This is a genomic window from Pseudomonas sp. JR33AA (genome assembly GCF_021378985.1).
Lineage (GTDB): Bacteria > Pseudomonadota > Gammaproteobacteria > Pseudomonadales > Pseudomonadaceae > Aquipseudomonas > Aquipseudomonas alloputida.
This window is the reverse complement of record NZ_JAJSAW010000011.1, coordinates 133,719-158,930: the sequence shown is the minus strand read 5'-3', so window position 1 is coordinate 158,930 and position 25,212 is coordinate 133,719. Positions and strand designations below refer to the sequence as shown.

The following is a 25,212-nucleotide window of genomic DNA, read 5'->3' as shown; positions in this document are numbered from 1 at the left end:
GATGGATCAGCGCTTGTCTTCAACCTTCCAGGCATTGCCATCGTAGAACGCCTTCCAGCCGGTCGGCTTGCCATCGACCTCGGACTGCACATACTGCTCCTTGGTCTTTCGGCTGTAGCGAATCACCGCCGGGCGGCCATCCGGGTCTTTCTGCGGTGCATCGCACAGGAAGTGGTACTTCGGGTCAATCTCATGTTTGTGCGGCACAATCTCCAGCACCAGCGGCGCACGGGTTTCGCGGTTCTTGGGGAACTGGCTGGCAGCCAGGAACAACCCAGAAGCACCGTCGCGCAGCACGTAGGTGTCGTCGACCTTCTCGCACTTGAGCTCCGGCATGTCCACCTTGTCCATCTTCGGTGGCGCCGCCTCGCCGCTCTTGAGCAGCTTGCGAGTGTTCTTGCACGTCGGGTTGGTGCAGCCGAAGAACTTGCCGAAACGGCCGGTCTTCAATTGCATCTCGCTACCGCACTTGTCGCACTCCAGGCTCGGCCCTTCGTAGCCCTTGATGCGGTAGTTGCCTTCTTCGATCTCGTAACCGGCACAATCCGGGTTGTTACCGCAGATGTGCAGCTTGTGTTTCTCGTCCAGCAGGTAGGCGTCCATCGCCGTGGCGCAGATCGGGCAACGGTGCTTGCCCAGCAACACGCGCGATTCCGATTCGCCCTCATCGTCAGCGGCAATCTCGTCGCCCGGCACCAGGTTGACGGTAGCCTTGCAACGCTCTTTCGGCGGCAGGCTGTAGCCAGAGCAACCCAGGAACACGCCTGTAGAGGCGGTGCGAATCATCATCGGCCGACCACATTCCTTGCACGGAATGTTGGTCATGGTCGGCTGGTTGGCGCGCATGCCGTCTTCGCTGGACTCGGCAGTCTGCAGTTTTTTGCTGAAGTCGCCGTAAAACTCGTCGAGCACGTTCTTCCAGTCACGCTCGCCCTGGGCCACGTCGTCGAGGTTCTCTTCCATGTCGGCGGTAAAGCCGTAGTCCATCAGGTTGGAGAAGCTCTCCGACAAGCGCTCGGTGACGATGTCGCCCATCTTCTCGGAGTAGAAGCGGCGGTTGTGCAGCGTCACATAGCCACGGTCCTGGATGGTGGAAATGATCGCCGCGTAGGTCGATGGTCGGCCAATACCGCGCTTTTCCATCTCCTTGACCAGGCTGGCTTCGGTAAAGCGTGCAGGTGGCTTGGTAAAGTGCTGGCTCGGGTCGATCTGGATCAGTTTCAGCGCTTCACCCTGAACCATCTCTGGCAGCACGTCGTCTTCGCCCGGCTTGCTCTGCTGTGGCAGCACACGGGTGTAGCCGTCGAACTTGAGGATGCGGCCCTTGGCACGCAGCTCGAAATCACCAGCAGCGACGGTAACGCTGGTGGACAGGTACTGCGCTGGCGGCATCTGGCACGCCAGGAACTGGCGCCAGATCAGCTCGTACAGGCGCTCGGCGTCACGCTCCATGCCGCTGAGCTTGGTCGGGTGGGTATTCACGTCAGAAGGCCGAATCGCTTCGTGCGCCTCCTGGGCGCCCTCCTTGCTGCCGTAAACCAGCGGCGCCTCCGGCAGGTACTGCTTGCCGAACTCCCGCTCGATGTAGCTGCGAGCCATGTCCAGGGCGTCAGCCGACAGGTTGGTCGAGTCGGTACGCATGTAGGTGATGTAACCGGCTTCGTACAAGCGCTGAGCCATCATCATGGTTTTCTTCACGCCGAAGCCCAGGCGGTTGCTGGCCGCTTGCTGCAAGGTGGACGTAATGAACGGTGCTGATGGCTTGCTGCTGGTCGGGCGGTCTTCGCGCTTGACCACGCTGTAGCTGGAAGCCTTGAGCTTATCCAGCGCAGCCATGGCCTGAGCTTCGTTCAGCGGCTTGAAGGCCTCGCCCTTCTCGCGCGCCACCTCGAAACGCACCTTGGCGTTCTTGGCGGTGCCGAGGTCGGCGTGGATTTCCCAGTACTCTTCCGGGATGAACGCGCGGATTTCACGCTCACGCTCAACCACCAGCTTCACCGCCACGGACTGTACGCGGCCAGCGGACAGGCCACGGGCAATCTTGGCCCATAGCAGCGGCGAAACCATGTAACCGACCACGCGGTCGAGGAAACGCCGCGCCTGCTGGGCGTTGACCCGGTCGATGTCCAGCTCGCCTGGCTGCGAGAACGCTTCCTGAATGGCTTTCTTGGTAATTTCGTTGAACACCACGCGCTTGTAGCGGGTGTCGTCACCCCCGATGGCCTCGCGCAGGTGCCAGGCAATGGCTTCCCCTTCGCGGTCCAAGTCGGTTGCGAGATAGATGGTGTCGGCATCCTTGGCAAGGCGGCGCAGCTCTTCGATCACCTTTTCCTTGCCAGGCAGGATCTCGTACTTGGCCTTCCAGCCATGATCGGGATCGACGCCCATGCGTGCCACCAGCTGGCGACGGGCCTTTTCTTTCGGCGACAGTGCCGGTGCCTCACCCGCAGCCTTGCCACGCTTGGCGGCCGGCTCTTTGCTCGCGCTGGCCGAACCGCTGGTGGGGAGGTCTCGGATATGGCCGATACTCGACTTCACCACGTACTGGTTGCCCAGGTACTTGTTGATGGTCTTGGCCTTGGCCGGGGATTCCACAATGACCAGCGATTTGCCCATGGATCGGAGTATTCCTGAATCTGAAGATAAAAAACGCGCCAAGTGCCAGACGCGGCACCGCTATATATAGTGGCAAAAGTGTGAGGTCAAGCTCGGACGATCACGGGTGCGACTTGCCCAGCAACCCGGCCAGCCCCTCTTCGGCCTTGACCAAAGCAAAGCGTGGCACCTGCTCGCCGTCAAATTCGACCGACTCCTGGAACATCGAAAGGGGACGTACCCAGAAGCTGTAATCACCATACAGGCATTGGTAGAACACCATCCACTCTTCGGTTTCGGAGTGCCGCGCAACACTGAAGACACGGTACTCAGGCCCTTTGTAATGCCGGTATACGCCTGGCTGTATCTGCATGTTGCACACCTCCTGAATAAAACCTGAAAAAACAAAACCGGGGCACAAGGCCCCGGCTGCTGTCCCGCTACGCGATCAGACGCGTTCGAAGACAGTGGTGATACCTTGGCCCAGGCCGACGCACATGGTCGCAACACCCAGCGTACCGCCATTTTGCTTCATGACGTTGAGCAGGGTGCCGGAAATTCGCGCCCCGGAGCAACCGAACGGGTGGCCCAAGGCAATGGCGCCGCCGTGCAGGTTAACCTTCTCATCCATCTTGTCGAGCACTTTCAAGTCTTTCAGCACTGGCAGGGCCTGTGCAGCGAAGGCTTCGTTGAGCTCGATGAAGTCGATATCGGCCATGGTCAAGCCGGCACGCTTGAGGGCTTTCTGGGTCGATGGCACCGGGCCGTAGCCCATGATTGCCGGGTCGACACCGGCCACTGCCATCGAACGGATCACCGCCAATGGCTGGATACCGAGGTCCATGGCGCGCTGGCCGGACATGACAATCATGCACGAGGCGCCATCGGTGATCTGCGACGAGGTACCGGCCGTGACCGTACCGCCTTTCGGGTTGAACGCAGGCTTGAGCGATGCCAGGCCTTCGAGGGTGGTTTCCGGGCGAATGGTTTCGTCGAAATCGAACACCTTCAGGAAGCCGTTCTCGTCATAGCCCTGCATCGGGATGATCTCGTCCTTGAACTTGCCTTCGACCGTGGCCTTGTGGGCCAGCTGGTGCGAACGCAAGCCGAACAGGTCCTGCTGCTCACGGGTGATGCCGTGCATCTTGCCGAGCATTTCTGCAGTCAGGCCCATCATCCCGGAAGCCTTGGCGGCATGCAAGGACAGGTGCGGGTTGGGATCTACGCCATGCATCATGCTGACGTGGCCCATGTGCTCCACGCCACCGACCACGAACACATCACCGTTACCGGTCATGATCGCCTGGGCAGCAGTGTGCAGCGCACTCATGGACGAGCCGCACAGACGGCTGACCGTCTGCGCTGCGGAAGTGTGCGGGATCTGGGTCATCAGCGAGGCCATGCGGGCGATGTTCCAGCCCTGCTCCAGGGTCTGGTTGACGCAGCCCCAGATCACGTCCTCGACTTCTTTCGGGTCAACCTTACCGTTGCGTTCCAGCAGCTTGCTGATCAGGTGCGCCGACATGTCTTCGGCGCGGGTATTGCGGTGCATGCCACCCTTGGAGCGGCCCATTGGCGTGCGACCGAAGTCGACAATCACCACGTCTCTTGGATTCAGGCTCATATCAAATCTCTCGCTCTAGCTCGTTGACCGCTCAGTTGAAGAAGCGCTGGCCGTTCTTGGCCATTTCACGCAGCTTGGCGGTCGGGTGGTACAGCGGCCCCAGGTCGGCATACTGATCGGCCAGGGCGACGAATTCGGCCACACCGATCGAGTCGATGTAACGCAGCGCACCACCGCGGAAGGGAGGGAAACCAATGCCGTAGACCAAGCCCATGTCGGCTTCGGCAGCGGTTTCGACGATGCCGTCCTCCAGGCAACGCACGGTCTCCAGGCACAGCGGGACCATCATCCAGTTGATGATGTCTTCGTCAGTGACTTCACGCTGCTCGAACACGATCGGTTTGAGCACGTCGAGCACGGTGGCATCGAAGACCTTCTTCGGTTTGCCGCGCTTGTCGGTTTCATAGGCGTAGAAGCCCTTGCCGTTCTTCTGGCCCAGGCGGTTGGCCTCGTACAACGCGTCGACCGCCGAGCGGCGCTCGTCCTTCATGCGGTCCGGGAAGCCTTCGGCCATGACGTCACGGCCGTGGTGGCCGGTGTCGATGCCTACCACGTCCATCAAATAGGCCGGGCCCATCGGCCAGCCGAACTTTTCCATGACCTTGTCGATGCGCACGAAGTCAACACCGGCGCTGACCAGCTTGGCGAAACCGCCGAAGTACGGGAACAGCACGCGGTTGACCAAAAAGCCCGGGCAGTCGTTGACCACGATCGGGTTCTTGCCCATTTTCTTGGCGTAGGCCACGGTGGTGGCGACCGCCACGTCACTGGACTTCTCACCACGGATCACTTCCACCAGCGGCATCATGTGCACCGGGTTGAAGAAGTGCATGCCGACGAAGTTTTCCGGGCGCTTGAGCGCCTTGGCCAGCAGGTTGATAGAGATGGTCGAGGTGTTGGAGGCGAGGATCGCATCGGCCTTCACCTGGCCTTCCACTTCCGCCAGTACCGCTTGCTTGACCTTCGGGTTCTCGACCACTGCCTCGACAACGATGTCGACATTGGCGAAATCGCCATAGGACAGGGTCGGGCGAATGGCGTTGAGGGCTTCGGCCATCTTGGCCGGGGTCAGGCGGCCCTTCTCGACGCGGTTGCCAAGCAGCTTGGAGGCCTCGTTCAGACCCAGCTCGATGGCTTCCTCGCGGATGTCTTTCATCAGGATCGGCGTACCTTTGACCGCCGACTGGTACGCGATACCGCCGCCCATGATGCCGGCGCCGAGCACGGCGGCCTGCTTCACGTCGTGGGCAATCTCGTCATGCGCCTTGGCCTTGCGCTTGAGTTCCTGATCGTTGAGGAACAAGCCGATCAGGCTCTCGGCGACCGAGGTCTTGGCCAGCTTGGCAAAGCCTGCGGCTTCGACTTCCAGGGCCTTGTCGCGACCGAAGTTGGCGGCTTTCTGGATGCTCTTGATCGCTTCGACCGGGGCCGGGTAGTTCGGGCCGGCCTGGCCAGCGACGAAGCCCTTGGCAGTCTCGAAGGCCATCATCTGCTCGATGGCATTGAGCTTGAGCTTTTCCAGCTTCGGCTGGCGCTTGGCCTTGTAGTCCAGCTCGCCACTGATGGCACGCTTGATCAGGTCGAGGGCACCGGCCAGCAGCAGCTCAGGGGCGACCACAGCGTCGACGGCCCCCACTTTCAGGGCATCTTCGGCACGGTTTTCCTTGCCGGCGGCGATCCACTCGATGGCGTTGTCCGAGCCGATCAGGCGCGGCAGGCGCACGGTACCGCCAAAGCCCGGGTAGATACCCAGCTTGACTTCCGGCAGACCGATCCTGGCGCTGGTGGACATGACCCGGTAGTCGGCCGCCAGGCACATTTCCAGGCCACCGCCCAGCGCGATGCCGTTGATGGCGGCAACGGTCGGCACTTCGAGGTCTTCGAAGGCGTTGAAGATGCGATTGGCTTCCAGGTTGCCAGCGACCAGTTCGGCCTCGGGCAGCTTGAAGTTGTCGACGAACTCGGTGATGTCGGCGCCGACGATGAACACGTCCTTGCCACTGCTGACGATTACGCCTTTGACCGAGGCATCGGCCTTGATGGCATCGACGGCCTGGCGCAGCTCGTTCAGGGTAAGGCGGTTGAACTTGTTGACGGACTCACCCTTGAGGTCGAACTTGAGCTCGACGATGCCACTTTCAAGAGCCTTAACCGTGATGGCTTTACCTTCGTAAATCATCAACTGATCTCCACGATATGGAAGCTGAACTGTACACGCCGATCGCTGCAGCAGAAGCAGGCCTAAGCTGCCTTGCCCCAGGCACACCCGTCAGCGCGCTAGTCGGAAGTATGGCTTGGCGTCATGACATACAAACGCTCAATTCATACGCCCGTTTGATTTGGGTGTGCACACATTCTCCGAAAAGATCGGCGTTGTCAAATGCTCACGAACAAGGCGAAAACGCGACTTTCCAGTCATTTTCCATCGTCCGGGTACAAAACATGATGACAGTGATCGCCGGTCATTCATGTCAGCGATTGACCACAGGCATTGGCTGACTGCTTTGCGCTTGCGCGGCGAGCCAGGGCGACTACACTGGCACTTGCTTGAATGAATAACCCGGCCTGCCTGGCCTTTTCTGCGCAGCAGAACGCAAAGCGGCGACTTGGCACCCCACCCCTTCAGGGTTATGCCAAGTCGCCGCTTTGTCGTTAAGAAACAGATTTACCAGGCTGGACGCCGACGCTGTGTAGGAGCGGGTTTACCCGCGAAGCAGGCACCGCGCAGTCTGGCACCGGCTATGCCGGTGTTCGCGGGTGAAGCCGCGCCTGCAGGGGCTGCGTATGGGCGGCGCTCAGGCCAGGGTTTCAAGGGCGTAGGCAACATCCTGCAACACAGCAGTATCGCCGCGCTCGGTCCAGTACAGGGCAATCATCCGCGCATCGGCCTCGACCTTGTACACACTCGCCGGCAAGCGCGACAAGGCGCCCAGGAAACGTGGGTCTTCGCAGGGCTCGCGCCACTGGTTCCACCACACCCCGGGGCTGACCTGCCAGAAGCTGAAGCTGTCCTCATGCCCACGGCGCCGGGCTCGGTGATACTGCGGGCAGGGGCTTGGCGGCTCCTTTTCCAGCCAGTGCGGCCACTGCTGCGGCGCCAATTGCATGGCCAAACCCATGCGCCGTGCCTCCAGGCGCAACTTCATCTGCTCGCTCTGCTTGCGCGAACTGCGCAGCCAGGAAAGCGGGCTGAGAATCAGCGCAAGGATTGACACCACCAGCAATACCGTCATATCAGTAGTTCCCATAAAACGTTGCAAATGAGCTGGTTAGCCATTTTTCACGGTAGACCCGCCCTAAAGCGACCATACTTCTTCTATCGCGATTGTCAGGAGTACCGCTCATGCAATACGAACATTTGTTGGTCGCCGTCGACCTGACCGAAGAATGCGACCCGGTGATCAAGCGCGCCATGGCCCTGGCCGCACCTTCGAATGCCAAGGTATCCCTGGTGCACATCGTCGAACCGATGGCCATGGCCTTCGGCGGGGACGTACCGATGGACCTGTCGCAGCTGCAACAGCAGCAGTTCGACCAGGCCAAGGAGCGCATGGACCGGCTGTTCAACAAATACCCGGAAATCAACCGCGGCGACTCGCACCTGACCTACGGCCAGCCGCGCCAGGAAATCCACCAGTTGGCCAAAGAGCAGAAGTGCGACCTGATCGTGGTGGGCAGCCATGGCCGCCATGGCCTGGCGCTGCTGCTGGGCTCCACGGCCAACGATGTGCTGCACGGCGCGCCGTGTGACGTGCTGGCGGTACGCTTGCTGAAGAAGGACTGACTGGACCTGAACCGGCCTCTTCGCCGGCAAACCCGCGCCTACAAGGGTATTGCGATCCCTGCAGGCGCGGGTTTACCCGCGAAGAGGCCGGAACAGGCTAACGCCAATCAGCCTTCCAGCTCAGCCCAGCGCTCTACCAATACATCCAGCTCGCCCTGCAGCTTCTCGATCCGTGCCAGCACCGCCGACGTTTCTGCAATCGGGCGCTGATAGAAGCCCGCCGCATTCACTTCTTCCTGGGCTTCAGCCATACGCTGCTCCAGCTCATCGATCTGCCCCGGCAGCATCTCCAGCTCACGCTGCAGCTTGTAGCTCAGCTTCTTCTTCGAAGCTTCTTCCACCACCGGCGCCGCAACAGGCTCAGGCTTGGCCTCGACCTTCTCCACCACCGCGCTGTTGAGCGCAGACTTACCGCCCTTGCTCTCGGTCACACCCAGCAGCTTCGGCGAGCCGCCCTGGCGAATCCAGTCCTCGTAACCGCCCACATACTCACGCACCTTACCCTCGCCTTCGAACACCAGGGTGCTGGTCACGACGTTGTCAAGGAAGGCCCGGTCGTGGCTGACCATGAGCACGGTGCCCTTGTAGTTGGACAGCACCTCTTCCAGCAGCTCGAGGGTTTCCACGTCCAGGTCGTTGGTCGGTTCGTCGAGCACCAGCAGGTTGGCCGGCTTGCTGAACAGCTTGGCCAGCAGCAGCCGCGCACGCTCACCACCCGACAACGCCTTGACCGGCGTGCGCGCACGCTGGGGGCTGAACAGGAAGTCGCCCAGGTAGCTCAGCACGTGGCGGTTCTGGCCATCGATCTCGATGAAATCACGGCCTTCGGCCAGGTTGTCGATCACGGTCTTTTCCAGGTCAAGCTGGTGGCGCATCTGGTCGAAATAGGCCACCTCAAGCTTGGTGCCGCGCTCCACTTTGCCCGCAGTGGGCTCAAGGTCGCCCAGCATCATCTTGAGCAACGTGGTCTTGCCAGTGCCGTTCGCGCCCAGCAGACCGATGCGATCCTGCCGCTGCAGGACCATGGAAAAGTCCTTGACCAGCAGCGGGCCGTCCGCGTGATGGAAGCTGACATTTTCCAGCACCATCACCTGCTTGCCGGATTTATCTGCGGCTTCGATCTGGATGTTGGCCTTGCCCTGTCGTTCACGGCGCTCGCCACGCTCCACACGCAGGGCCTTCAGTGCACGCACGCGGCCTTCGTTGCGGGTACGGCGGGCCTTGATACCCTGGCGGATCCACACTTCTTCCTGGGCCAGGCGCTTGTCGAACAGCGCGTTGGCGGTTTCTTCGGCGGCCAGTGCGGCTTCCTTGTGCACCAGGAAGCTGGCGTAGTCACCGTTCCAGTCGATCAGGCCGCCGCGGTCCAGCTCGAGGATACGGGTGGCCAGGTTCTGCAGGAACGAACGGTCGTGGGTGATGAACAATACCGCGCCGTTAAAGCCACGCAGGGCCTCTTCGAGCCAGGCGATGGCACCGATGTCCAGGTGGTTGGTCGGTTCGTCGAGCAGCAGCAGGTCGGGCTCGGACACCAGCGCCTGGGCCAGCAGTACGCGGCGGCGCCAGCCACCGGACAGCTCGGCCAGGGTCTTGTCGGCCGGCAGCTGCAGGCGGCTGAGCGTGCTTTCCACCACCTGCTGCAAGCGCCAACCGTCACGGGCCTCCAGCTCGTGCTGGACGTGCATGAGCTTTTCCAGGTCTTCATCGCCTTGGATGTTCATGCTCAGGTGATGGAACTGCGCCAGCAACTCGCCCACGCCGTCCAGACCAGCGGCTACCACGTCGAACACTGTGCGCTCGTCGGCCACCGGCAGCTCCTGTGGCAACTCACCGATCTTCAGGCCAGGGGCACGCCAGATTTCGCCGTCGTCGCCCTTCTGCTCGCCCTTGACCAGGCGCAGCATGCTCGACTTGCCGGTGCCGTTGCGGCCGATGATGCACACCCGCTCGCCACGAGCGATCTGCCAGGACACTTTGTCCAGCAGCGGCATGGCGCCGAATGCGAGGGACACATCGCTGAATTTGAGCAGGGTCATGTTCGTCTCCATAAATCGGGCGCGCATTCTACCTGACTTGGCCCCCGACGGCATCCGCCAAGCCAATCGGTGGGCACCTGGCGACATCTGGTCGAACTTAATATCCCGATACAAGCACAGTGCTTTCACCCACTGCCGGCAAACAGCTAAGCTAAGGCAATAGCTTTCAACAGTGCTGGCTCCGCCGACACTTCCCATGGTTCAACTGCCCGGACGTATCATGCGCAGCCGCCTGTTACATATCGCATCCTGCCTGCTGCTTACCGCTGCCACCTGCGCAGCGCAGGCCACCGACCTGACCCTGCAACGCCAGTACTATGACGAGGCCAAGCGAGCGCTGGCCAAAGGCGACAAAGGCCCGTACCTGCGCTATGCCCAGGCCCTGAGCGACTACCCGTTGACGCCCTACCTGGCCTACGACGAACTCACCGCCCGCCTGAAAAGCGCCAGCAACCAGGAGATCGAAGCTTTCCTTGCCAAGCATGGCGACCTGCCCCAGGCCAACTGGATGAAATTGCGCTGGTTGCGCTGGCTGGCCGAACGCGGCGAGTGGGATACCTTCGTCAAGTACTACGACCCCAAGCTCAACTTCACCGAACTGGACTGCCTCAACGGCCAGTACCAGCTCAGCCACGGCTTGCGCGCCGAAGGTTACGCCACCGCCGACAAGCTGTGGAACGTCGGCAAATCGCAACCTGAGGCCTGCGACACGCTGTTTGGCATGTGGGCAGCCGAAGGCCAACTGACCGAGGCCAAGCGCTGGGAACGCACCAAGCTGGCAGCCCAGGCGCGCAACTACGCCCTGGCCAACACCCTGGTCAAGACCCTGACCACCCTCGGCCCGCAAGGGCGCCTGCTGGTCGACGTCGCCCAGAAGCCCGAGCTGCTCAACCAGCCGTCGCGCTTTACCCCAGTCAACGAAGCCATGTCCGACGTGGTCAGCCTCGGCCTTCGTCGCCTGGCCCGGCAGGACCCGGAGCGGGCCATGGCACTGCTCGACGATTACGCCCAGCGCATGCACTTCTCGCGAGACGAAAAGGTGGCCATCGCCCGCGAAATCGGCCTGACCCTCGCACGCCGCTACGACCCACGCGCACTCGACCTGATGACCCGCTATGACCCCGAGCTGCGTGACAACACGGTCAGCGAATGGCGCCTTCGCCTGCTGCTGCGCCTGGGCCGCTGGGAGGACGCCTACGAGCTGACCAAGCGCCTTCCCCAGGACCTGGCCAGCACCAGCCGCTGGAGGTACTGGCAGGCTCGCAGCCTGGAACTGGCCCAGCCAAACAACCCGCAGATCCCGCTGCTTTACAAGACCGCAGCGCGTGAGCGCGACTTCTATGGCTTCCTCGCCGCCGACCGGGCGCAGACACCGTACCAGCTGAACAACAAGCCGCTGCTGCTGAGCCCACAACTGGTCAAGAAGGTCCGCAACACGCCCGGGATCCAGCGCGCACTGGAATTCCACGCCCGCGGCCAGATCGTCGACGGCCGCCGTGAGTGGTACCACGTCAGCCGCCACTTCACCCGTGACGAAATGGTTGCGCAGGCACGCCTGGGTTATGAGCTGCGTTGGTACTTCCCGGCCATCCGCACCATCAGCCAGGCCCAGTACTGGGACGACCTGGACATCCGCTTCCCCATGGCCCACCGCGACACGCTGGTGCGTGAAGCCAAGGTTCGCGGCCTGCATTCGAGCTGGGTATTCGCCATCACTCGCCAGGAAAGCGCCTTCATGGAGGACGCACGCTCACCCGTGGGCGCCAGCGGCCTGATGCAGCTGATGCCGGCCACGGCCAAGGAAACCGCACGCAAGTTCAGCATCCCGCTGGCCTCACCGGCGCAAGTGCTGAACCCGGACAAGAACATCCAGCTGGGTGCAGCCTACCTGAGCCAGGTACACAGCCAGTTCAACGGCAACCGGGTGCTGGCTTCGGCAGCCTACAACGCCGGGCCAGGGCGCGTGCGACAGTGGCTCAAAGGGGCCAAGCACCTGAGCTTCGATGTGTGGGTGGAGTCCATCCCGTTCGACGAAACACGCCAGTATGTACAGAACGTGTTGTCGTATTCGGTGATCTACGGGCAGAAGCTGAATTCACCGCAGCCGTTGGTGGATTGGCATGAACGGTATTTCGATGACATGTGATTGCTGTTGAGCCTGTACCAGCCTCTTCGCGGGTGAACCCGCTCCTACAACGACCGCGTAGCCCTTGTAGGAGCGGGTTCACCCGCGAAGAGGCCGGTACAGGCAGCACACCTACTCCAGGACTTCTACTTCCATCCCCACCTCCAGCCACCCGCTGCCATCCACCGCCAGGTTCTGCCCGAACAGCACATCCCCCTCCTTCTCGCGAAAGGTCTTGAGCGTCGCCATCGGCTCGCGGTCGGCAGTGCGCTCACCGGTAGCCGGATCAATGGTCGTGAAGATGCACCGCACACTGGGCTTGAGCACGCGAAACGCCAAGCTGCCGATGCGAATTCGCTTCCAGCCATCCTCGGCAAATGGCTCCGCACCCTGCACCACCAGGTTGGGCCGAAAACGCCGCATCGACATGGGCCGGCCAATACGCCGGTTAAGCTCGTCCAGCGAGCCCTGCCCAATCAGCAGCAAGGGGAAGCCATCCGGAAACGCCGCGCGGTCACTGTTGAAACCGTAACCATTGGGTAGGTAACGCGCACGCTGCTCCGGGCAATGCACCAGTCGTACGGCCCTGCCCAGCAACTCACTCAACCAGGCCGCTGCGGCATCGCCAGCGTCCGGCACACGCAGGGTATCGCGCCAGATCGTCACGCCGCGCAGGGCCTCATCGGCAGGCGGTACAGGCACCCGCAACGGCGCCTGTCCAGGGGTTTGCAGCAGCAACTGGCCGCTGTCGTCATCGCTCGCGTCGATCTGGCCAAGTTGTGGCCAGGCACGCTGGGTCAGGAAGCGTCCGTTTTCTTCCTCGACCACCATCCAGCGCCGGTCGCCTTGCAACCCCAGCAACCCCACCGGTGATGCCTTCAGGCTTTGCGCCTGCGCCGACTTCACCGGGTATCTATACAACTCACTGAGAAACATCCCTGCTGCCTCGCTTCATGCCAAAAGCCCAGCTTATACCTGGCCGGCACAACGTTCACGCGGCAGTGCTATCCAGCAGCAGGCGTTGCTTGACCACATCGACCAGGCGATCGGGCTGGAACTTGGAAAGGAAGTTGTCACAGCCCACCTTCTTCACCATGGATTCGTTGAAACTGCCCGACAGCGATGTGTGCAGCACCACATAGAGCCGGCGCAGACGGGCATCGCTGCGGATCTCGGTGGTCAGCCGATAGCCGTCCATCTCCGGCATTTCTGCATCGGTGAACACCATCAGCAGCTTTTCGCACACGTCCTCACCGGCGTCGGCCCAGCCCTTTAGCAAGCGCAACGCCTTCAGGCCATCACTGGCCACATGCAGCTTCATGCCCAGCTGTGACAGGGTATCGCGCAATTGCGCCAAGGCCACACTGGAGTCGTCCACCAGCAGCACTTCGCGGCCGCGGGCCCGGGCCAGCACCGGGTCGGCCAGCTTGTCGCCAGAGACCCGGGCGTTGTAGGGCACGATTTCGGCCAGCACCTTCTCCACGTCGATCACCTCTACCAGCTTCTCATCGACCTTGGTGATGGCAGTCAGGTAGTGCTGGCGACCGGCACTGGAAGGCGGCGGCATGATCGACTCCCAGTTCATGTTGACGATGCGGTCAACACCGCCCACCAGGAAAGCCTGCACCGAGCGGTTGTATTCGGTGACGATGATGGTGCTGTCCGGCCCCGGCTGTAGCGGGCGCATACCGATCGCCTGGGACAGGTCGATCACCGGCAGGGTCTGCCCACGCAGGTTGACCACACCGCAGACATAGGCGTGGCGCTGGGGCATCAGGGTCAGCTTGGGCAGTTGCAGGACTTCCTGCACCTTGAACACGTTGATCGCGAACAGCTGGCGACCGGCCAGACGAAACATCAGAATTTCCAGGCGGTTCTCACCCACCAGTTGCGTGCGTTGGTCTACCGTGTCGAGAATGCCAGCCATTGGAAAGCCCCCAGGCTTGAGTCTTAAAAGGTGAAATCATCTACCCTGTATCGGCGGCTTCCTGCACACCTTGACCCTTGCGGGAAAATGCAGCGCAGATAATTGATATCACTTTACCATCATGTTTTACTGACGAGACGCCAGGGCAAATCAGGGACACGATAAAAGTTCCCCACCCTAGCCCTTGATCAGGGAAACCCTTAGCGGCAATCAGGTGCAACCTGATGTTCGCGATATCCTTTAGCCATTAATGTGACGCCATTCTCATTGCATGAATGGAGTCAGGCTTTTGCTAGCTATCGTTTCGGCGTGCCCGCCCCCTGCGCCTACCCCACGCGCGGGGACTTGATGATGGACACTGCCTTATCGTTCGATGACGCCCTGCAAGGCTTCCTGCTGGACGCCCAGGTACTGCTGACACAGGCTCAGGAATGCCTGCAGCACCTGGAACTGATAGACAACGACCCGGATGCCTGCAGTTGCCTGGACAGCACCCTCGACACTATCGCCCGTCAAGCTGCGTGCCTGGGCCTGCGTGAAGTTGCCCACTACACCACCGCCCTGCAACAGTTGCTCGCTCCAGCCTGTCACGGTGGTTGCCTACAGCGCGACGCCCTACCCGCAATAGGGGCGTGCCTGACCTTGCTGGCCTGGCAATTGGAACTGGTCGATAGCCGTACAGGGCGGCTGAACCTGGACATCGGCGAACAACTGGTGCTACTGGGTGAACTGGCCAAAGTCGTACAAGCCCCCTTTGCACCAGCCTGCGGGTCCTGCGATGAAGAAGGCGGCACCTGCATTCACCCGCATAGTGACGTGGCAACCGGCAACCGCCCCAGCCGCTCTAATCGCATGCATTAACCTGATGCAAAGTGCAACTAAGCAACTTTATTCAAACCCTGCCATGGCTGAACTTGGAAAGCGCTCCAGGTTTTCAGTGCAGGTCGTTGAATGATTGCCGCGCTAGTTACAGCACAAGTGGGTACTGCGCGATTAAAGGGTGGCACTTTGCTACCCGAAAAGGCCCGCCCTGTGGGCGTTTCAAGGCGTTAGCCGGCCGCGACCGATGCAATGCAAAGTGGTAATATGCGCCCCCACACACGCTTGCTACTGGAACAAAGGTGGCAGGAATGTGTGTTCGAAAATACATCGAAAGTACTGCGCCAAAGCCTCTGACCAGCATTGTGCAAGGCCTCCATCAGCAATACTTCAGTGGCCTCCCTACCTATGTTCCCACGCTTGAAGACTTCTTTGCATTGCTGCTCCCGCGCCGCCGTGCTGCGCTGGGCAACGGTCGGGCTGTGCGTGGCCTCAATGGTTGCCAACATGGCGCTGTACCTGGCCAACCAGACAATCCCGGCCAGCCTGCTGGTGTTGCAGTTGGCCGCCACACTGGGTGCTGCTGTGCAACTGGGCCTGGGCGCGAGGTCGATCCACCTGCGCCCGGCTGAACTGGCCGAGCGCATGCTCAAGGTGCAAGAAGACGAGCGTCAGCATCTGAGCCGGGAACTGCACGACGACATCGGCCAACTGCTCACCGCCGCCAAGCTGCAATTGCAGTGGCTGCAACGGCGCATGCCCGATGAGTTGCAGGGGCACTGCGACGCCCTGCGCAGCACGCTGGATGACACCCTCGGTAACGTGCGCGATGTTTCCGCGCTGCTCAACCCCCGGCAGTTGGCCAGCCTTGGCCTGGAAGCCAGCCTGCGCGCACACCTGGTACGCACCCTGGCCAGTAGCGGTGTGCACTGGAGCCTGGCGTGCAACCAGCGCCTGGGCGGCATCGACGAAGCCGTGGCCATGGCGGTGTTCCGTATTACCCAGGAGGCAGTGACCAACATGCTGCGCCACGCCCAGGCACACAACCTGGTCATCCGCCTGCAACGCACCCCAGAGGGGCTGGCGTTGTCGATCCACGACGATGGTCGTGGTTTCGCCCCTGCCCGGCACCCGGCCGAGGCCGGTCAGCGCGGCCTGGCCGGCATGAAGGAGCGGGTAATCGCGCTGCGGGGCAGCCTCGACATCACCAGTCAGCCTGGCCGAGGCACGCAGATCGAAGCGATGTTCCCGTGGTCCCCGCGCACTCAGCAACGCGCCAGGAGTATTACCAACCATGACCTGTAGACTACTGCTGGTAGACGACCACTCGCTGATCCGCGCCGGGGTGCGCGCACTGGTCTGCGATATCCCCGGCTATGACGTGGTCGGCGAAGCCGGCGACGGCAACCAGCTATTCGACCAGGTACGCACACTGGCGCCCGACATCATCCTGCTGGACATCTCCATGCGTTCGACCAGCGGCCTGGACGCCCTCACCCAGCTGCGGGCCAGCGGCAGTACCTGCAAAGTGCTGATACTGTCCATGCACACCGACCCGGACCTGATCATGCGGGCCCTGGAAAGCGGCGCCCACGGCTACCTGCTCAAGGACACCAGCGCCACCGAGCTGGAACAGGCGCTGGATGCGGTACGCCACGGTGAGCGCTACCTCAGCCCGGCCATCGCCCACACCGTCATCAACCAGGCGCTGCGACACACCAAGCAAGGCAAGCAAAGCGCTGGCGAACGGCATAATCTGACTTCACGGCAGCTTGAAATCCTGCGCCTGATCGTGCGCGGCAAGTCCACCCGGGAAATCGCTGCGGGCCTGGGCCTGTCGATCAAGACCGTGGAAACTCACCGCTCGCAAATCATGAAGCGCCTGCAGATTCACGACGTGGCCGGCCTGGTGTTGTTCGCCGTACGTGAAAAAATCATCAGCCTGGACGACTGAGCAACGGCGACCCGGCTGGCAGGTGCAGCTGCAACGCCGCAGGCCTTGCCTGAAAGCGCAGGTTGGCAGCCTGCAACGGCTCGCCATCGAGGTTGATGTCCAACCCTTGCGAACTCTTGATCTCGACCCATGGCAGCCTGGCCCGAACGAACAGGCCGTCACCGCCCAACAAGTCCCGCAGAGCCCCTACCACTTCCTGTGGTGCAGGCAGAATGGCGACGTCAAGCAAGCCGTCGTTGACCATGGCCTCTGGGCACAGCACCTGCCCACCCCCAGCCTGGCGGCCATTGCCGATACCCAGCGCCAGCAAATCCCCTTGCCAATGGAAGCCTGGCCCCTGCAGCTCCACCGAAGCCGCCTGTAGCTCACTGAAGCGGGATAACCCGGTGAACAGATAGGCGGCAGCGCCCAGCACTTTCTTGAGGTCTTCGGAGGTATTGGCGGTGACCTGGCTGCCAAAGCCCCCCGTGGCCATGTTGAGGAACAGCTGATCGCCTGCCTGCCCCAAGTCTATCGGTTGTGGCGCGACATTCAGCAAGGCCAGCGCCGACGCCGGTTCCAGGGGGATGCCAGCGGCTTTGGCAAAATCGTTGGCCGTCCCCAATGGCAACAACGTCAGGCTGGCTTGGGTAGCGGCCAAGCCCATGGCCTCGGCCACATCACGCAACGTGCCGTCCCCGCCACCGGCGACGATATGGCTGTAACCCGCCGCCAGTGCCTCGGCGACCAACCGTTGGGCGTCGCCCGCCTCCCAGGTAACCCGTACATCCAGCACCCAGCCGCTTTCGCGCAGGTCGCGCACGGCGCTGCGCACGTCTTCGTTCATCGCCTGCTTGCCGTGCAGCACCAGCATTGCCTTGCGCCCTTGCATGTGCGCGTCTCCGTAAAATGGACCAACCCCTATCTCGACCACTGGCCCGCCCGGATCGTTGCATGCCCTGGAAAAAACAGTGCGCCAGCACCAGGCCTGCAACTGATCGCGTCGCCGGTCATTTTTTCCACACTTGGCAATCCCGGCTATGCTCAGCAGATACCCCTATTGCCATGGACGCGCCCGGCAGTGGTTCCCCCACTGCTGCCACGGGCGCGTTTTGCTATCTGCAGCCTTTCGCGAGGACTTCGGGTCATGCGCATTCTCTGGACACTGCCCTATCTGCCTTGGCCGACCACCAGCGGCCACAAGACCCGGCAATACCATCTGCTGCGCGCACTGGCCCAGCGCGGTCACCGGATTACCCTGCTGGTGCAGTCGAAAATTCCTCTCAGCGATGCAGCACGTGAGGCCCTTGAGCCACTGCTCGAACGCCTGATCGTGCTACCCCGCAGACCGCTGCACAGCCCACTCAATCTGCTGGCTTCCCCCATTATCGACTACCCCATGCGGGCAATCATCAATGGCCTGGCGCCTTGCCTGCGGCACCGGTTCGAGCAACTGCTGGACGAACCCTGGGACGTGATCCAGATCGAGCACAGCTACAGCTTCCAGCCGTTCGAAAAAGCCCTGCAGGCTCGCAGGCTGCCCTACATGCTTAGCGAGCACACCCTGGAGTCAGTAATGGGCGGTGCCTGCCACGATCGCCTGCCGCTGTGGCTGCGCCCCCTCAACGCCTTCGACCGCTGGCGCTACCGGCGCTGGGAGCACCGTGTGCTGCGCCAGCCCACCGAACTGGTGGCAGTCAGTGCCCATGATGCCGAGCTGATCGCGCAGATCAGCGGGCGCCCGGTGAATGTGGTGGTCAACGGCGTGGACTGTGATTTCTACCAGCAGGTGCAACCTGCGCTGCACAGCCAGCGTCTGTTGTTCGTCGGCAATTTCGAATATGGCGCCAATCTGGAGGCCATCGAGTGGGCACTGGACGACATCATGCCGAAGGTGTGGATGAGCAACCCGGCGGTGCGCCTGGCGATTGCCGGGCATGCCATGCCGGCCAACTGGAAGCTTCACTGGAACGACCCACGCATCGAATGGTTCGGCTACCGCCCCGACCTGCGTGAGCTGCAACGACGTTCAGCGCTGTTCTTTGCCCCCCTGCGCTATGCCGGTGGCTCGAAAGTGAAAATTCTCGAAGCGATGGCCGCCGGCTTACCCGTGATCACTACCGACAAGGGCGTTTCAGGCCTGAGCGTGAATAACGGCGAACACTACCTGGGCAGTGACGACGGTGATCAACTGGCATTGCTGATCACCCAGCTGCTCAATCAGCCCTGGCGCATGAGCCAGTTGAGCGCCGCCGGGCGCCAGTTTGCCCGCCAGCGCCACGACTGGAGCGTGGCGGCCCAACAACTGGAGAATGTGCACATACGCCTGACCCAGGCGGCACCGGCCGAGGCGGCGCCGCTGGCCAGTGCCTGGCTGGGCCGTTCAGCCAAGTAGCTCGCTGAAGGGGATGAATGGCACGCTGTCGCCCTGCTTCGGCGTGCTGCCTTCACGCACTTCCACCAGCCCCTCGGCCCAGGCTGCGCTACGCAGCACACCCGAGCTCTGGTTCTTGTAGATGCGCACCCGGCCTTGCTCGATGCGCGCGCGCAGGTATTCGCGACGCGTACCCGGCTTGGGCCAGTCAAACCCGGCCGGCATGTCGAAACGCAGCGGCATGACGTCATTCACACCCTGACGACGCAGCAGATAGGGTCGGGTCAGCAGACCGAAGGTGACCAGGGTCGAGGCCGGGTTGCCCGGCAAGCCAATCACCGGTACGCCCTGGAAGTGGCCGAAGGTCAGCGGCTTGCCCGGTTTGATCGCCAGCTTCCACAACGCCAGTTCGCCGGCCTCGCGCAGGGCGGCACCGAGGTAGTCGGCTTCGCCCACCGAGACACCGCCGGTGGACAGGATCAGGTCTACGCCACCCAGTTCAGCCAGGCAGGTGCGAGTACGCGCCAGGTCGTCCGGCAGGATGCCGGCATCAACCACTTCGCAACCCAGCCGCTGCAACCAGCTGACCAGCAGCCTGCGGTTGCTGTTGTAGATCTGCCCGGGCCCGAGCGGCAGGCCTGGCTCGACCAGTTCGTCGCCGGTAGACAGCACCGCCACTTTCACCTTGCGCACCACGTCCAGGCGACCATGCCCCAAGGTCGCCGCCAGGCCAAGCTCAATCGGCCCAAGGCGGGTGCCGGCGCTCATCACCTGCTCGCCCTTGCGGGTTTCCTGCCCCTGAGGGCGGATGTTCTGCTCGGTGCGCAACCCTTCGAGAAAGCGCACCCGGCCATCTTCGAGTACTTCGGTGTTTTCCTGCATTTCGACGCAGTCGGCCCCCTCCGGCACAGGCGCACCGGTGAAGATCCGCGCGCAGGTACCTGGTTGCAGCGGCTGGGGCGCATGACCGGCGAAAATACGCTGGCTGACCGGCAGCGGCTGGCCCTGCCAGTCAGCCAGGCGCAAGGCATAACCGTCCATGGCGCTGTTCGGCCAGGGCGGCAGGTCGAGCGAGGCCACCAGGTCGGTGGCCAGCACGCGGCCTTCGGCTTCGGCCAGCGGCAGGTTTTCGGTCTCGCGTATGGGGGCAGCCTCGGCCAGCGCCAGCAGTTGTTCCAGCGCCTGTTCCACCGGCATCAGTGGCCGGGCCAGGATGGCCTCAGCCACGGCTGTCACAGGCCGCTGCCTGCTTCAGGTGCGCCACGAAGTTGCACGGGCGATGACGGGCATCAAGCTGCTCGGCAAGGATGCCATCCCAAGCGGTGCGCACAGCGTTGGTCGAGCCCGGCAGGCAGCACACCAGCGTGCCGTTGGCCAACCCGGCCAAGGCACGCGACTGCACGGTGGAGGTGCCAATGTCGGCCACGGAAATCTGCCGGAACAGCTCACCAAAGCCGTCCACCTGCTTGTCCAGCAGGCAGGCCACCGCCTCGGGGGTGCTGTCGCGGCCAGTGAACCCGGTACCGCCTGTGATCAGCACCACTTGCACGCTGTCATCGGCGATCCACGTGGCGACCTGGGCTCGAATCTTGTACAGGTCATCCTTGAGCAGCACGCGCTCGGCAAGGCGGTGACCGGCGGCGCTCAGGCGGTCGACGAACAGCTGGCCAGAGGTGTCGGTGTCGAAGGTACGGGTGTCGCTGACCGTGAGCACGGCGATGTTTAGCGCCACGAAGGGGGTATCTGCCTTGGCTTTCATGGGTGTCCGTCACAACTGGATGAGATGGACGCAGTTATATCACAGCGCATCTTTTCCAGCGTTGCCCCCTCAGCCTTGCCCTGGGTCAAGGAGACGAATTAGTCGCTATGCTGAACTTGGAGTGAACTTGCACTAACGTCCCGCGTCATACATGTCATCTAGCACCATCGCACTTGGAGAAACACGATGATCAAACGGACCCTACCCGCCTTCCTGCTTGCCTTGGGTTTGGGCGCCCTTGCTGGCTGCTCGACTCCAACCGTCATTACCCTGAACGATGGCCGGGAGATCCAGGCAACCGACAAACCGTCCTACGACGAAGACTCTGGCTTCTATGAATTCGAGCAACTGGACGGCAAGCGCACGCGCCTGAACAAGGACCAGATCCGCACCGTCAAAGAGCTCTGATCTAGGCCCCGTTCAGGCATGGCCCTTTAAACAACAAGGGCTTGCGGGCAAAAACGGGATGCAGTAGGATTTTGGTCATCGGAGTGTAGCGCAGCCAGGTAGCGCGTCTCGTTCGGGACGAGAAGGCCGCAGGTTCGAATCCTGTCTCTCCGACCAAATCCTTGTCAAAAAGCCCGCCTTGCGCGGGCTTTTTGTTGTGTGCGAAAACGCGTCAGGCGGTCAGCCGGGACGTCACTTCGCCCAACTGCCCTGACAAACCATGCAGGCGCTGCCCCGCCTGCTCGGTATGCTGCACCGCTTCCTGGTTGGCCGTGGCAATTCGGGTAATTTCGATCAGGTTACGCGAGATATCTTCGGCCACGCTGGTCTGCTCCTCGGCCGCTGTGGCGATCTGCCGGTTCATGTCGCGGATCGCCTCCACCGCCTGGGTGATACGTTGCAGCATCTGCCCGGCCTGCTCGACCTGCTCAGCCCCTTCCTGGCTACGTTGCTGGCCACTTTCGATGGCCTTCACCGCCTCCACAGCCCCCGACTGTACCGCTTCGATGATCTGGTGAATTTCGGCAATCGACGCGGCCGTGCGCTGGGCCAGGCTACGCACTTCATCGGCGACCACCGCAAAACCACGCCCGGCTTCGCCAGCACGGGCCGCTTCGATGGCCGCGTTAAGCGCCAGCAGGTTGGTCTGTTCAGCAATGCCGCGGATCACTTCAAGCACTTTGCCTATCCGTGTGCTGTCATGCTCCAGATCGCGAATGACCGTCGCCGTGCCGGCGATTTCGCGGTTGACCGCGCCGATAGTGTCGATGGTCTGCTTCATCACCTGCTCGCCGGCCTGGGCACTGTGGTCGGCGTCATCGGCCGCACGGGCAGCCTCGGCGGCGTGGCGAGCGACCTCTTGGGCAGTGGCGGACATTTCGTGCATGGCCGTGGCCACCTGGTCGGTACGCTGGAACTGGTCATGAGTACCGCGGGCCATGTCACCGGCAATACTGCGCAACTGGCCGCTGGCACCTTCCAGCTCCTGAGCGTTGTCCTGCAGCCGGCCGACAGTATCGGCAAGGAAGTCCCGCAGGGTGTTGGCCGCCCGCGCCAGGCGCCCCAGCTCATCTTCCCGACGGCTGTCGACCCGGGCCGCAAAGCAGCCTTGGCTGAGCTGCGCGACGTACTCGATCAACTGGCGGATCGGCCCGATCAGGCTACGGTTGACCAGCCACAGGCTGAGCAACCCCACCAGCACCGCCGAAGCCAGCATCACCAGCAGGCCCAACCACACCGTGCGCTCGGCACTGGCATTGAGGCTGGCGGCACGCTGGCGCGCATCGACGCGCAGTTGCTCGACCAGTTCACTCATCTGCTCACTGGCGGCACGATCCACACCTTTGACCGCCCGGTCGCCCGCTACCGGGTCACCGCCTGCCGCAAGGAACGCCTGGCGGCCTTGCGCATAGGCCTGGCCCAACTGGCGGTGGCTGTCGCGCAATTGCTGCAGCGACGCCTTGAGCCTGGCATCGCTGTTGTCGATCAATTGCCCGAGCAGGTGTTGTACTTGCTGTTCGCGGGCCTGGAACTGCTGCCAGTACTTGTCCATCTCCGCAGGCTGGCGCCCGCGCAACAGCACGTTCTTCCATTCCTGCACCTGGATCTTGAACTGCAGGTTGGCTTCGTCAATCAATTGCGAGGCCCGCAGCGGCCCGTCGACCAGCTCGGCGTAGCCTCGCACGCTGGACGACAGGAACTGGAAACACACCAGGGCGATCAGCAACATCGCCAGCACACTGCCGCCGAGCAGGGAGAGAATTTGCACGCTGAGGGATTTACGCAACATCGAGGGTCTCGGAACCAGAGGGAGTAGGCTGAGGCCGCTGAAAGCCCCATTACTGGCAGGCCAAAAAAAAGCTGCCATCACGCAATGGCAGCCAGGTCGAGCACTTACGCAACAGTTGAGGCCAATCTTCTCAGGCAATTACTACAGAAATGTTACAAAGCCACGACACGCTAACCCGTGGTGAACTGCAGCGCTGCCAGCCGCGCATACAGCGGGCTGTCCTCGATCAACTGACGGTGGGTGCCCACCGCCACCAGCCGGCCCTGGTCGATGACCGCGATGCGCTCGGCATGCTGTACCGTGGCCAGGCGATGGGCGATCACCAGCGTGGTACGGCCGGCCATCAGGCTGGGCAGCGCTTGCTGGATCAAGTATTCGCTTTGTGCATCAAGGGCACTGGTGGCTTCGTCCAGCAACAGGATCGGCGCATCGACCAGCAGGGCCCGGGCAATCGCCAGGCGCTGGCGTTGCCCGCCGGAAAGGCCGATGCCGCCCTCCCCAAGTTGGGTCTGGTAGCCTTGGGGCAGTTGCCGGATGAATTCGTCGGCATGGGCGCCGCGGGCTGCTGCTTCAACTTCAGCCAAGGTCGCTTCGGGCCGGCCATAACGAATGTTGGCCTCCACCGTGCCACGGAACAGCGAGGGGTTCTGTGCCACCAAAGCGAATTGCCGGCGTAGCTGGTCGGGATCAAATTCGGTAACCGGCTGGCCATCAAGCAGGATGCGCCCTTTTTGGGGGTCGTAAAAGCGCAGCAACAAATCGAACAGGGTCGACTTGCCTGCCCCGGAAGGGCCTACCAGGGCGACGGTCTGCCCGGGCTCGATGGTCAGGCTCAGGCCGTCGACGGCTGCCACCGTGGGCCGTGAAGGGTAAGCGAACACTACCTGCTGCAGCTCGATACGCCCGCTGGCCCGCTGCTGTGGCAGCACCTGCGCCACGGCGGGCGGCAGGATGGCACTACGCGCAGCCAACAGTTCGGCAATGCGCTCGGCGGCACCCGCGGCCCGCTGCAGTTCGCCGATCACCTCACTGAGGGTACCGAAGGCGCTGCCGACGATCAGGCTGTAGAACACGAATGCAGCCAGCTCGCCTGCAGATATACGCCCGGCGATCACATCCATGCCGCCAACCCACAGCATCACCCCCACCGCCCCCAGCACCAGCACGATCACCAGGGTAATCAGCCAGGCACGCTGGGTAATCCGCTTGCGGGCAACAGTAAACGCTGCTTCGACCGTATCGGCGAACAGTTCGCGGTCGTGCGCCTGATGGTTGTAGGCCTGCACGGTCTTGATCTGCCCTAGCGTCTCAGACACGTAGCTGCCCACATCGGCGACCCTGTCCTGGCTCTGCCGCGACAGGCTGCGCACCCGACGGCCGAACAACAGGATCGGTGCCAACACCAGCGGCAGCGTGACCACCACGATGCTGGTGAGCTTGGGGTTGGTGATGAACAGCAATGCCACACCACCAATGACCATCAGCGCGTTGCGCAGGAACATCGACAGCGATGAGCCGATCACTGATTGCAGCAAGGTGGTGTCCGCAGTCAGCCGCGACTGGATCTCGGAGCTGCGGTTGTCCTCGAAAAAACCCGGATGCAGGCCGATAAGATGATCGAAGACGGCACGACGGATGTCGGCTACACAACGCTCGCCAATCCACGACACCAGATAGAATCGGCTGAAGGTACCCACCGCCAGCGCTAGCACCAGTAGCAGGAACAGCCCGATGGTCTGATTGAGCTGGTGAGCGGAGCGGGTCATGAAGCCTTGATCCACCAGCAGGCGGATGCCTTGGCCCATCGACAGGGTGATAGCAGCGGTGACCACCAGCGCCAGAAGTGCCAGTAGAACCTGACGGCGATAAGGGCGAACGAACTGCCAAGCCAGGCGCAAGGCGCGGCGTTGGCGCGGGGAAACCGATTCGGGCATGGCAACGACCACAAGGGGGTGGGGAAGCCGCAGCCTACCACTCATCCCGGTCGGGAGACTGCATGA

20 protein-coding genes, 1 tRNA gene and 1 pseudogene are annotated in these 25,212 nt (G+C 62.3%); 8 read left to right on the top strand and 14 right to left on the bottom strand.

The window, feature by feature from the left end; all coding sequences use genetic code 11:
• Positions 1–6: 6 nt before the first annotated feature.
• The 5 genes from topA to LVS58_RS18305 all read right to left on the bottom strand — a co-directional run bounded on the left by topA (position 7) and on the right by LVS58_RS18305 (position 7,452).
• Complete coding sequence (topA, locus tag LVS58_RS18325; protein WP_233692214.1) at positions 7–2,616, bottom strand: type I DNA topoisomerase; 2,610 nt, start codon at positions 2,614–2,616, stop codon at positions 7–9.
• Positions 2,617–2,716: 100 nt separating this feature from the next.
• Positions 2,717–2,968: a DUF1653 domain-containing protein gene (locus LVS58_RS18320; protein ID WP_233692213.1), complete on the bottom strand. Its 252-nt coding sequence runs from the start codon at positions 2,966–2,968 to the stop codon at positions 2,717–2,719.
• Between the two features lie 75 nt (positions 2,969–3,043).
• Complete coding sequence (gene fadA, locus LVS58_RS18315; RefSeq protein ID WP_003248768.1) at positions 3,044–4,219, bottom strand: acetyl-CoA C-acyltransferase FadA; 1,176 nt, start codon at positions 4,217–4,219, stop codon at positions 3,044–3,046.
• A 31-nt stretch (positions 4,220–4,250) separates the two neighbouring features.
• Complete coding sequence (gene fadB / locus LVS58_RS18310) at positions 4,251–6,398, bottom strand: fatty acid oxidation complex subunit alpha FadB (RefSeq protein WP_233692212.1); 2,148 nt, start codon at positions 6,396–6,398, stop codon at positions 4,251–4,253.
• 616 nt (positions 6,399–7,014) lie between these two features.
• Positions 7,015–7,452, bottom strand: a complete 438-nt coding sequence (locus LVS58_RS18305) for a hypothetical protein (RefSeq protein WP_233692211.1) — start codon at positions 7,450–7,452, stop codon at positions 7,015–7,017.
• 110 nt (positions 7,453–7,562) lie between these two features.
• On the opposite strand from LVS58_RS18305, the gene LVS58_RS18300 reads away from it, so the two are divergent.
• Positions 7,563–8,003, top strand: coding sequence for a universal stress protein (locus tag LVS58_RS18300; protein ID WP_233692210.1), 441 nt, complete (start codon positions 7,563–7,565; stop codon positions 8,001–8,003).
• Positions 8,004–8,110: 107 nt separating this feature from the next.
• Here LVS58_RS18300 and LVS58_RS18295 read toward each other — a convergent pair whose 3' ends face one another.
• Complete coding sequence (locus tag LVS58_RS18295) at positions 8,111–10,039, bottom strand: ATP-binding cassette domain-containing protein (protein WP_014591783.1); 1,929 nt, start codon at positions 10,037–10,039, stop codon at positions 8,111–8,113.
• 220 nt (positions 10,040–10,259) lie between these two features.
• Between LVS58_RS18295 and LVS58_RS18290 the strand changes: the two genes are divergently transcribed.
• The gene (locus tag LVS58_RS18290; RefSeq protein WP_233692209.1) at positions 10,260–12,185 is read left to right on the top strand and encodes a transglycosylase SLT domain-containing protein; all 1,926 of its coding nucleotides are present in this window, start codon (positions 10,260–10,262) and stop codon (positions 12,183–12,185) included.
• 111 nt (positions 12,186–12,296) lie between these two features.
• Here the strand turns inward: LVS58_RS18290 and LVS58_RS18285 are convergent, their stop codons facing one another.
• Together LVS58_RS18285 and LVS58_RS18280 are read right to left on the bottom strand one after the other, a co-directional pair.
• Positions 12,297–13,100 carry an MOSC domain-containing protein gene (locus LVS58_RS18285; protein ID WP_233692208.1) on the bottom strand — a complete coding sequence of 268 codons (804 nt, stop codon included), beginning with the start codon at positions 13,098–13,100 and terminating at the stop codon, positions 12,297–12,299.
• A gap of 55 nt (positions 13,101–13,155) precedes the next feature.
• Positions 13,156–14,091: a chemotaxis protein CheV gene (locus LVS58_RS18280; RefSeq protein ID WP_233692207.1), complete on the bottom strand. Its 936-nt coding sequence runs from the start codon at positions 14,089–14,091 to the stop codon at positions 13,156–13,158.
• Positions 14,092–14,442: 351 nt separating this feature from the next.
• Here LVS58_RS18280 and LVS58_RS18275 point away from each other — a divergent pair, with 351 nt between their 5' ends.
• From LVS58_RS18275 to LVS58_RS18265, 3 genes are all read left to right on the top strand, one after another.
• Positions 14,443–14,952, top strand: a complete 510-nt coding sequence (locus tag LVS58_RS18275; RefSeq protein ID WP_233692206.1) for a histidine kinase — start codon at positions 14,443–14,445, stop codon at positions 14,950–14,952.
• A gap of 366 nt (positions 14,953–15,318) precedes the next feature.
• Positions 15,319–16,215 carry a sensor histidine kinase gene (locus LVS58_RS18270; protein WP_233692205.1) on the top strand — a complete coding sequence of 299 codons (897 nt, stop codon included), beginning with the start codon at positions 15,319–15,321 and terminating at the stop codon, positions 16,213–16,215.
• The gene (locus LVS58_RS18265) at positions 16,205–16,864 is read left to right on the top strand and encodes a response regulator (RefSeq protein ID WP_233692204.1); all 660 of its coding nucleotides are present in this window, start codon (positions 16,205–16,207) and stop codon (positions 16,862–16,864) included. Before LVS58_RS18270 ends, LVS58_RS18265 begins: the two co-directional genes overlap by 11 nt.
• On the opposite strand, the gene yegS is transcribed toward LVS58_RS18265, so the two are convergent.
• A complete protein-coding gene (gene yegS, locus LVS58_RS18260; RefSeq protein WP_233692203.1) occupies positions 16,848–17,735 on the bottom strand; it encodes a lipid kinase YegS in 888 nt (295 codons plus the stop codon). The genes LVS58_RS18265 and yegS overlap by 17 nt on opposite strands.
• A 255-nt stretch (positions 17,736–17,990) precedes the next feature.
• On the opposite strand from yegS, the gene LVS58_RS18255 reads away from it, so the two are divergent.
• Positions 17,991–19,238 (top strand): glycosyltransferase family 4 protein, encoded by a 1,248-nt coding sequence (locus LVS58_RS18255; protein WP_233692202.1) that lies wholly within the window; start codon positions 17,991–17,993, stop codon positions 19,236–19,238.
• On the opposite strand, the gene LVS58_RS18250 is transcribed toward LVS58_RS18255, so the two are convergent.
• Positions 19,227–20,453, bottom strand: coding sequence for a molybdopterin molybdotransferase MoeA (locus LVS58_RS18250; protein ID WP_233692201.1), 1,227 nt, complete (start codon positions 20,451–20,453; stop codon positions 19,227–19,229). The genes LVS58_RS18255 and LVS58_RS18250 overlap by 12 nt on opposite strands.
• Positions 20,437–20,976, bottom strand: coding sequence for a molybdenum cofactor biosynthesis protein B (gene moaB / locus LVS58_RS18245; protein ID WP_233692200.1), 540 nt, complete (start codon positions 20,974–20,976; stop codon positions 20,437–20,439). The genes LVS58_RS18250 and moaB overlap by 17 nt, the downstream gene beginning before the upstream one ends.
• Positions 20,977–21,162: 186 nt before the next feature.
• Here moaB and LVS58_RS18240 point away from each other — a divergent pair, with 186 nt between their 5' ends.
• Complete coding sequence (locus tag LVS58_RS18240) at positions 21,163–21,384, top strand: YgdI/YgdR family lipoprotein (protein ID WP_003248738.1); 222 nt, start codon at positions 21,163–21,165, stop codon at positions 21,382–21,384.
• Between the two features lie 79 nt (positions 21,385–21,463).
• Positions 21,464–21,540 (top strand) — tRNA-Pro (locus LVS58_RS18235).
• A gap of 55 nt (positions 21,541–21,595) precedes the next feature.
• Here the strand turns inward: LVS58_RS18235 and LVS58_RS25360 are convergent.
• The 3 genes and pseudogenes from LVS58_RS25360 to LVS58_RS18225 form a co-directional block, all read right to left on the bottom strand.
• On the bottom strand, positions 21,596–22,309 hold the full coding sequence (locus LVS58_RS25360; protein WP_442796476.1) for a methyl-accepting chemotaxis protein: 714 nt from the start codon (positions 22,307–22,309) through the stop codon (positions 21,596–21,598).
• A 171-nt stretch (positions 22,310–22,480) separates the two neighbouring features.
• Positions 22,481–22,639 (bottom strand): annotated as a pseudogene (locus LVS58_RS25355) (HAMP domain-containing protein); the annotation flags it as partial.
• 743 nt (positions 22,640–23,382) lie between these two features.
• Entirely contained in the window at positions 23,383–25,146 is a 1,764-nt protein-coding gene (locus LVS58_RS18225) for an ABC transporter transmembrane domain-containing protein (protein WP_233692198.1), read from the bottom strand.
• Between the last annotated feature and the right edge of the window lie 66 nt (positions 25,147–25,212).

Coding starts and splice junctions, on each gene's coding strand:
- topA (WP_233692214.1), bottom strand. CDS start 2,616: ATGGGCAAATCGCTGGTCATTGTGGAATCCCCGGCCAAGGCCAAGACC.
- LVS58_RS18320 (WP_233692213.1), bottom strand. CDS start 2,968: ATGCAGATACAGCCAGGCGTATACCGGCATTACAAAGGGCCTGAGTAC.
- fadA (WP_003248768.1), bottom strand. CDS start 4,219: ATGAGCCTGAATCCAAGAGACGTGGTGATTGTCGACTTCGGTCGCACG.
- fadB (WP_233692212.1), bottom strand. CDS start 6,398: ATGATTTACGAAGGTAAAGCCATCACGGTTAAGGCTCTTGAAAGTGGC.
- LVS58_RS18305 (WP_233692211.1), bottom strand. CDS start 7,452: ATGACGGTATTGCTGGTGGTGTCAATCCTTGCGCTGATTCTCAGCCCG.
- LVS58_RS18300 (WP_233692210.1), top strand. CDS start 7,563: ATGCAATACGAACATTTGTTGGTCGCCGTCGACCTGACCGAAGAATGC.
- LVS58_RS18295 (WP_014591783.1), bottom strand. CDS start 10,039: ATGACCCTGCTCAAATTCAGCGATGTGTCCCTCGCATTCGGCGCCATG.
- LVS58_RS18290 (WP_233692209.1), top strand. CDS start 10,260: ATGCGCAGCCGCCTGTTACATATCGCATCCTGCCTGCTGCTTACCGCT.
- LVS58_RS18285 (WP_233692208.1), bottom strand. CDS start 13,100: ATGTTTCTCAGTGAGTTGTATAGATACCCGGTGAAGTCGGCGCAGGCG.
- LVS58_RS18280 (WP_233692207.1), bottom strand. CDS start 14,091: ATGGCTGGCATTCTCGACACGGTAGACCAACGCACGCAACTGGTGGGT.
- LVS58_RS18275 (WP_233692206.1), top strand. CDS start 14,443: ATGGACACTGCCTTATCGTTCGATGACGCCCTGCAAGGCTTCCTGCTG.
- LVS58_RS18270 (WP_233692205.1), top strand. CDS start 15,319: ATGTTCCCACGCTTGAAGACTTCTTTGCATTGCTGCTCCCGCGCCGCC.
- LVS58_RS18265 (WP_233692204.1), top strand. CDS start 16,205: ATGACCTGTAGACTACTGCTGGTAGACGACCACTCGCTGATCCGCGCC.
- yegS (WP_233692203.1), bottom strand. CDS start 17,735: ATGCAAGGGCGCAAGGCAATGCTGGTGCTGCACGGCAAGCAGGCGATG.
- LVS58_RS18255 (WP_233692202.1), top strand. CDS start 17,991: ATGCGCATTCTCTGGACACTGCCCTATCTGCCTTGGCCGACCACCAGC.
- moaB (WP_233692200.1), bottom strand. CDS start 20,976: ATGAAAGCCAAGGCAGATACCCCCTTCGTGGCGCTAAACATCGCCGTG.
- LVS58_RS18240 (WP_003248738.1), top strand. CDS start 21,163: ATGATCAAACGGACCCTACCCGCCTTCCTGCTTGCCTTGGGTTTGGGC.
- LVS58_RS25360 (WP_442796476.1), bottom strand. CDS start 22,309: ATGCACGAAATGTCCGCCACTGCCCAAGAGGTCGCTCGCCACGCCGCC.
- LVS58_RS18225 (WP_233692198.1), bottom strand. CDS start 25,146: ATGCCCGAATCGGTTTCCCCGCGCCAACGCCGCGCCTTGCGCCTGGCT.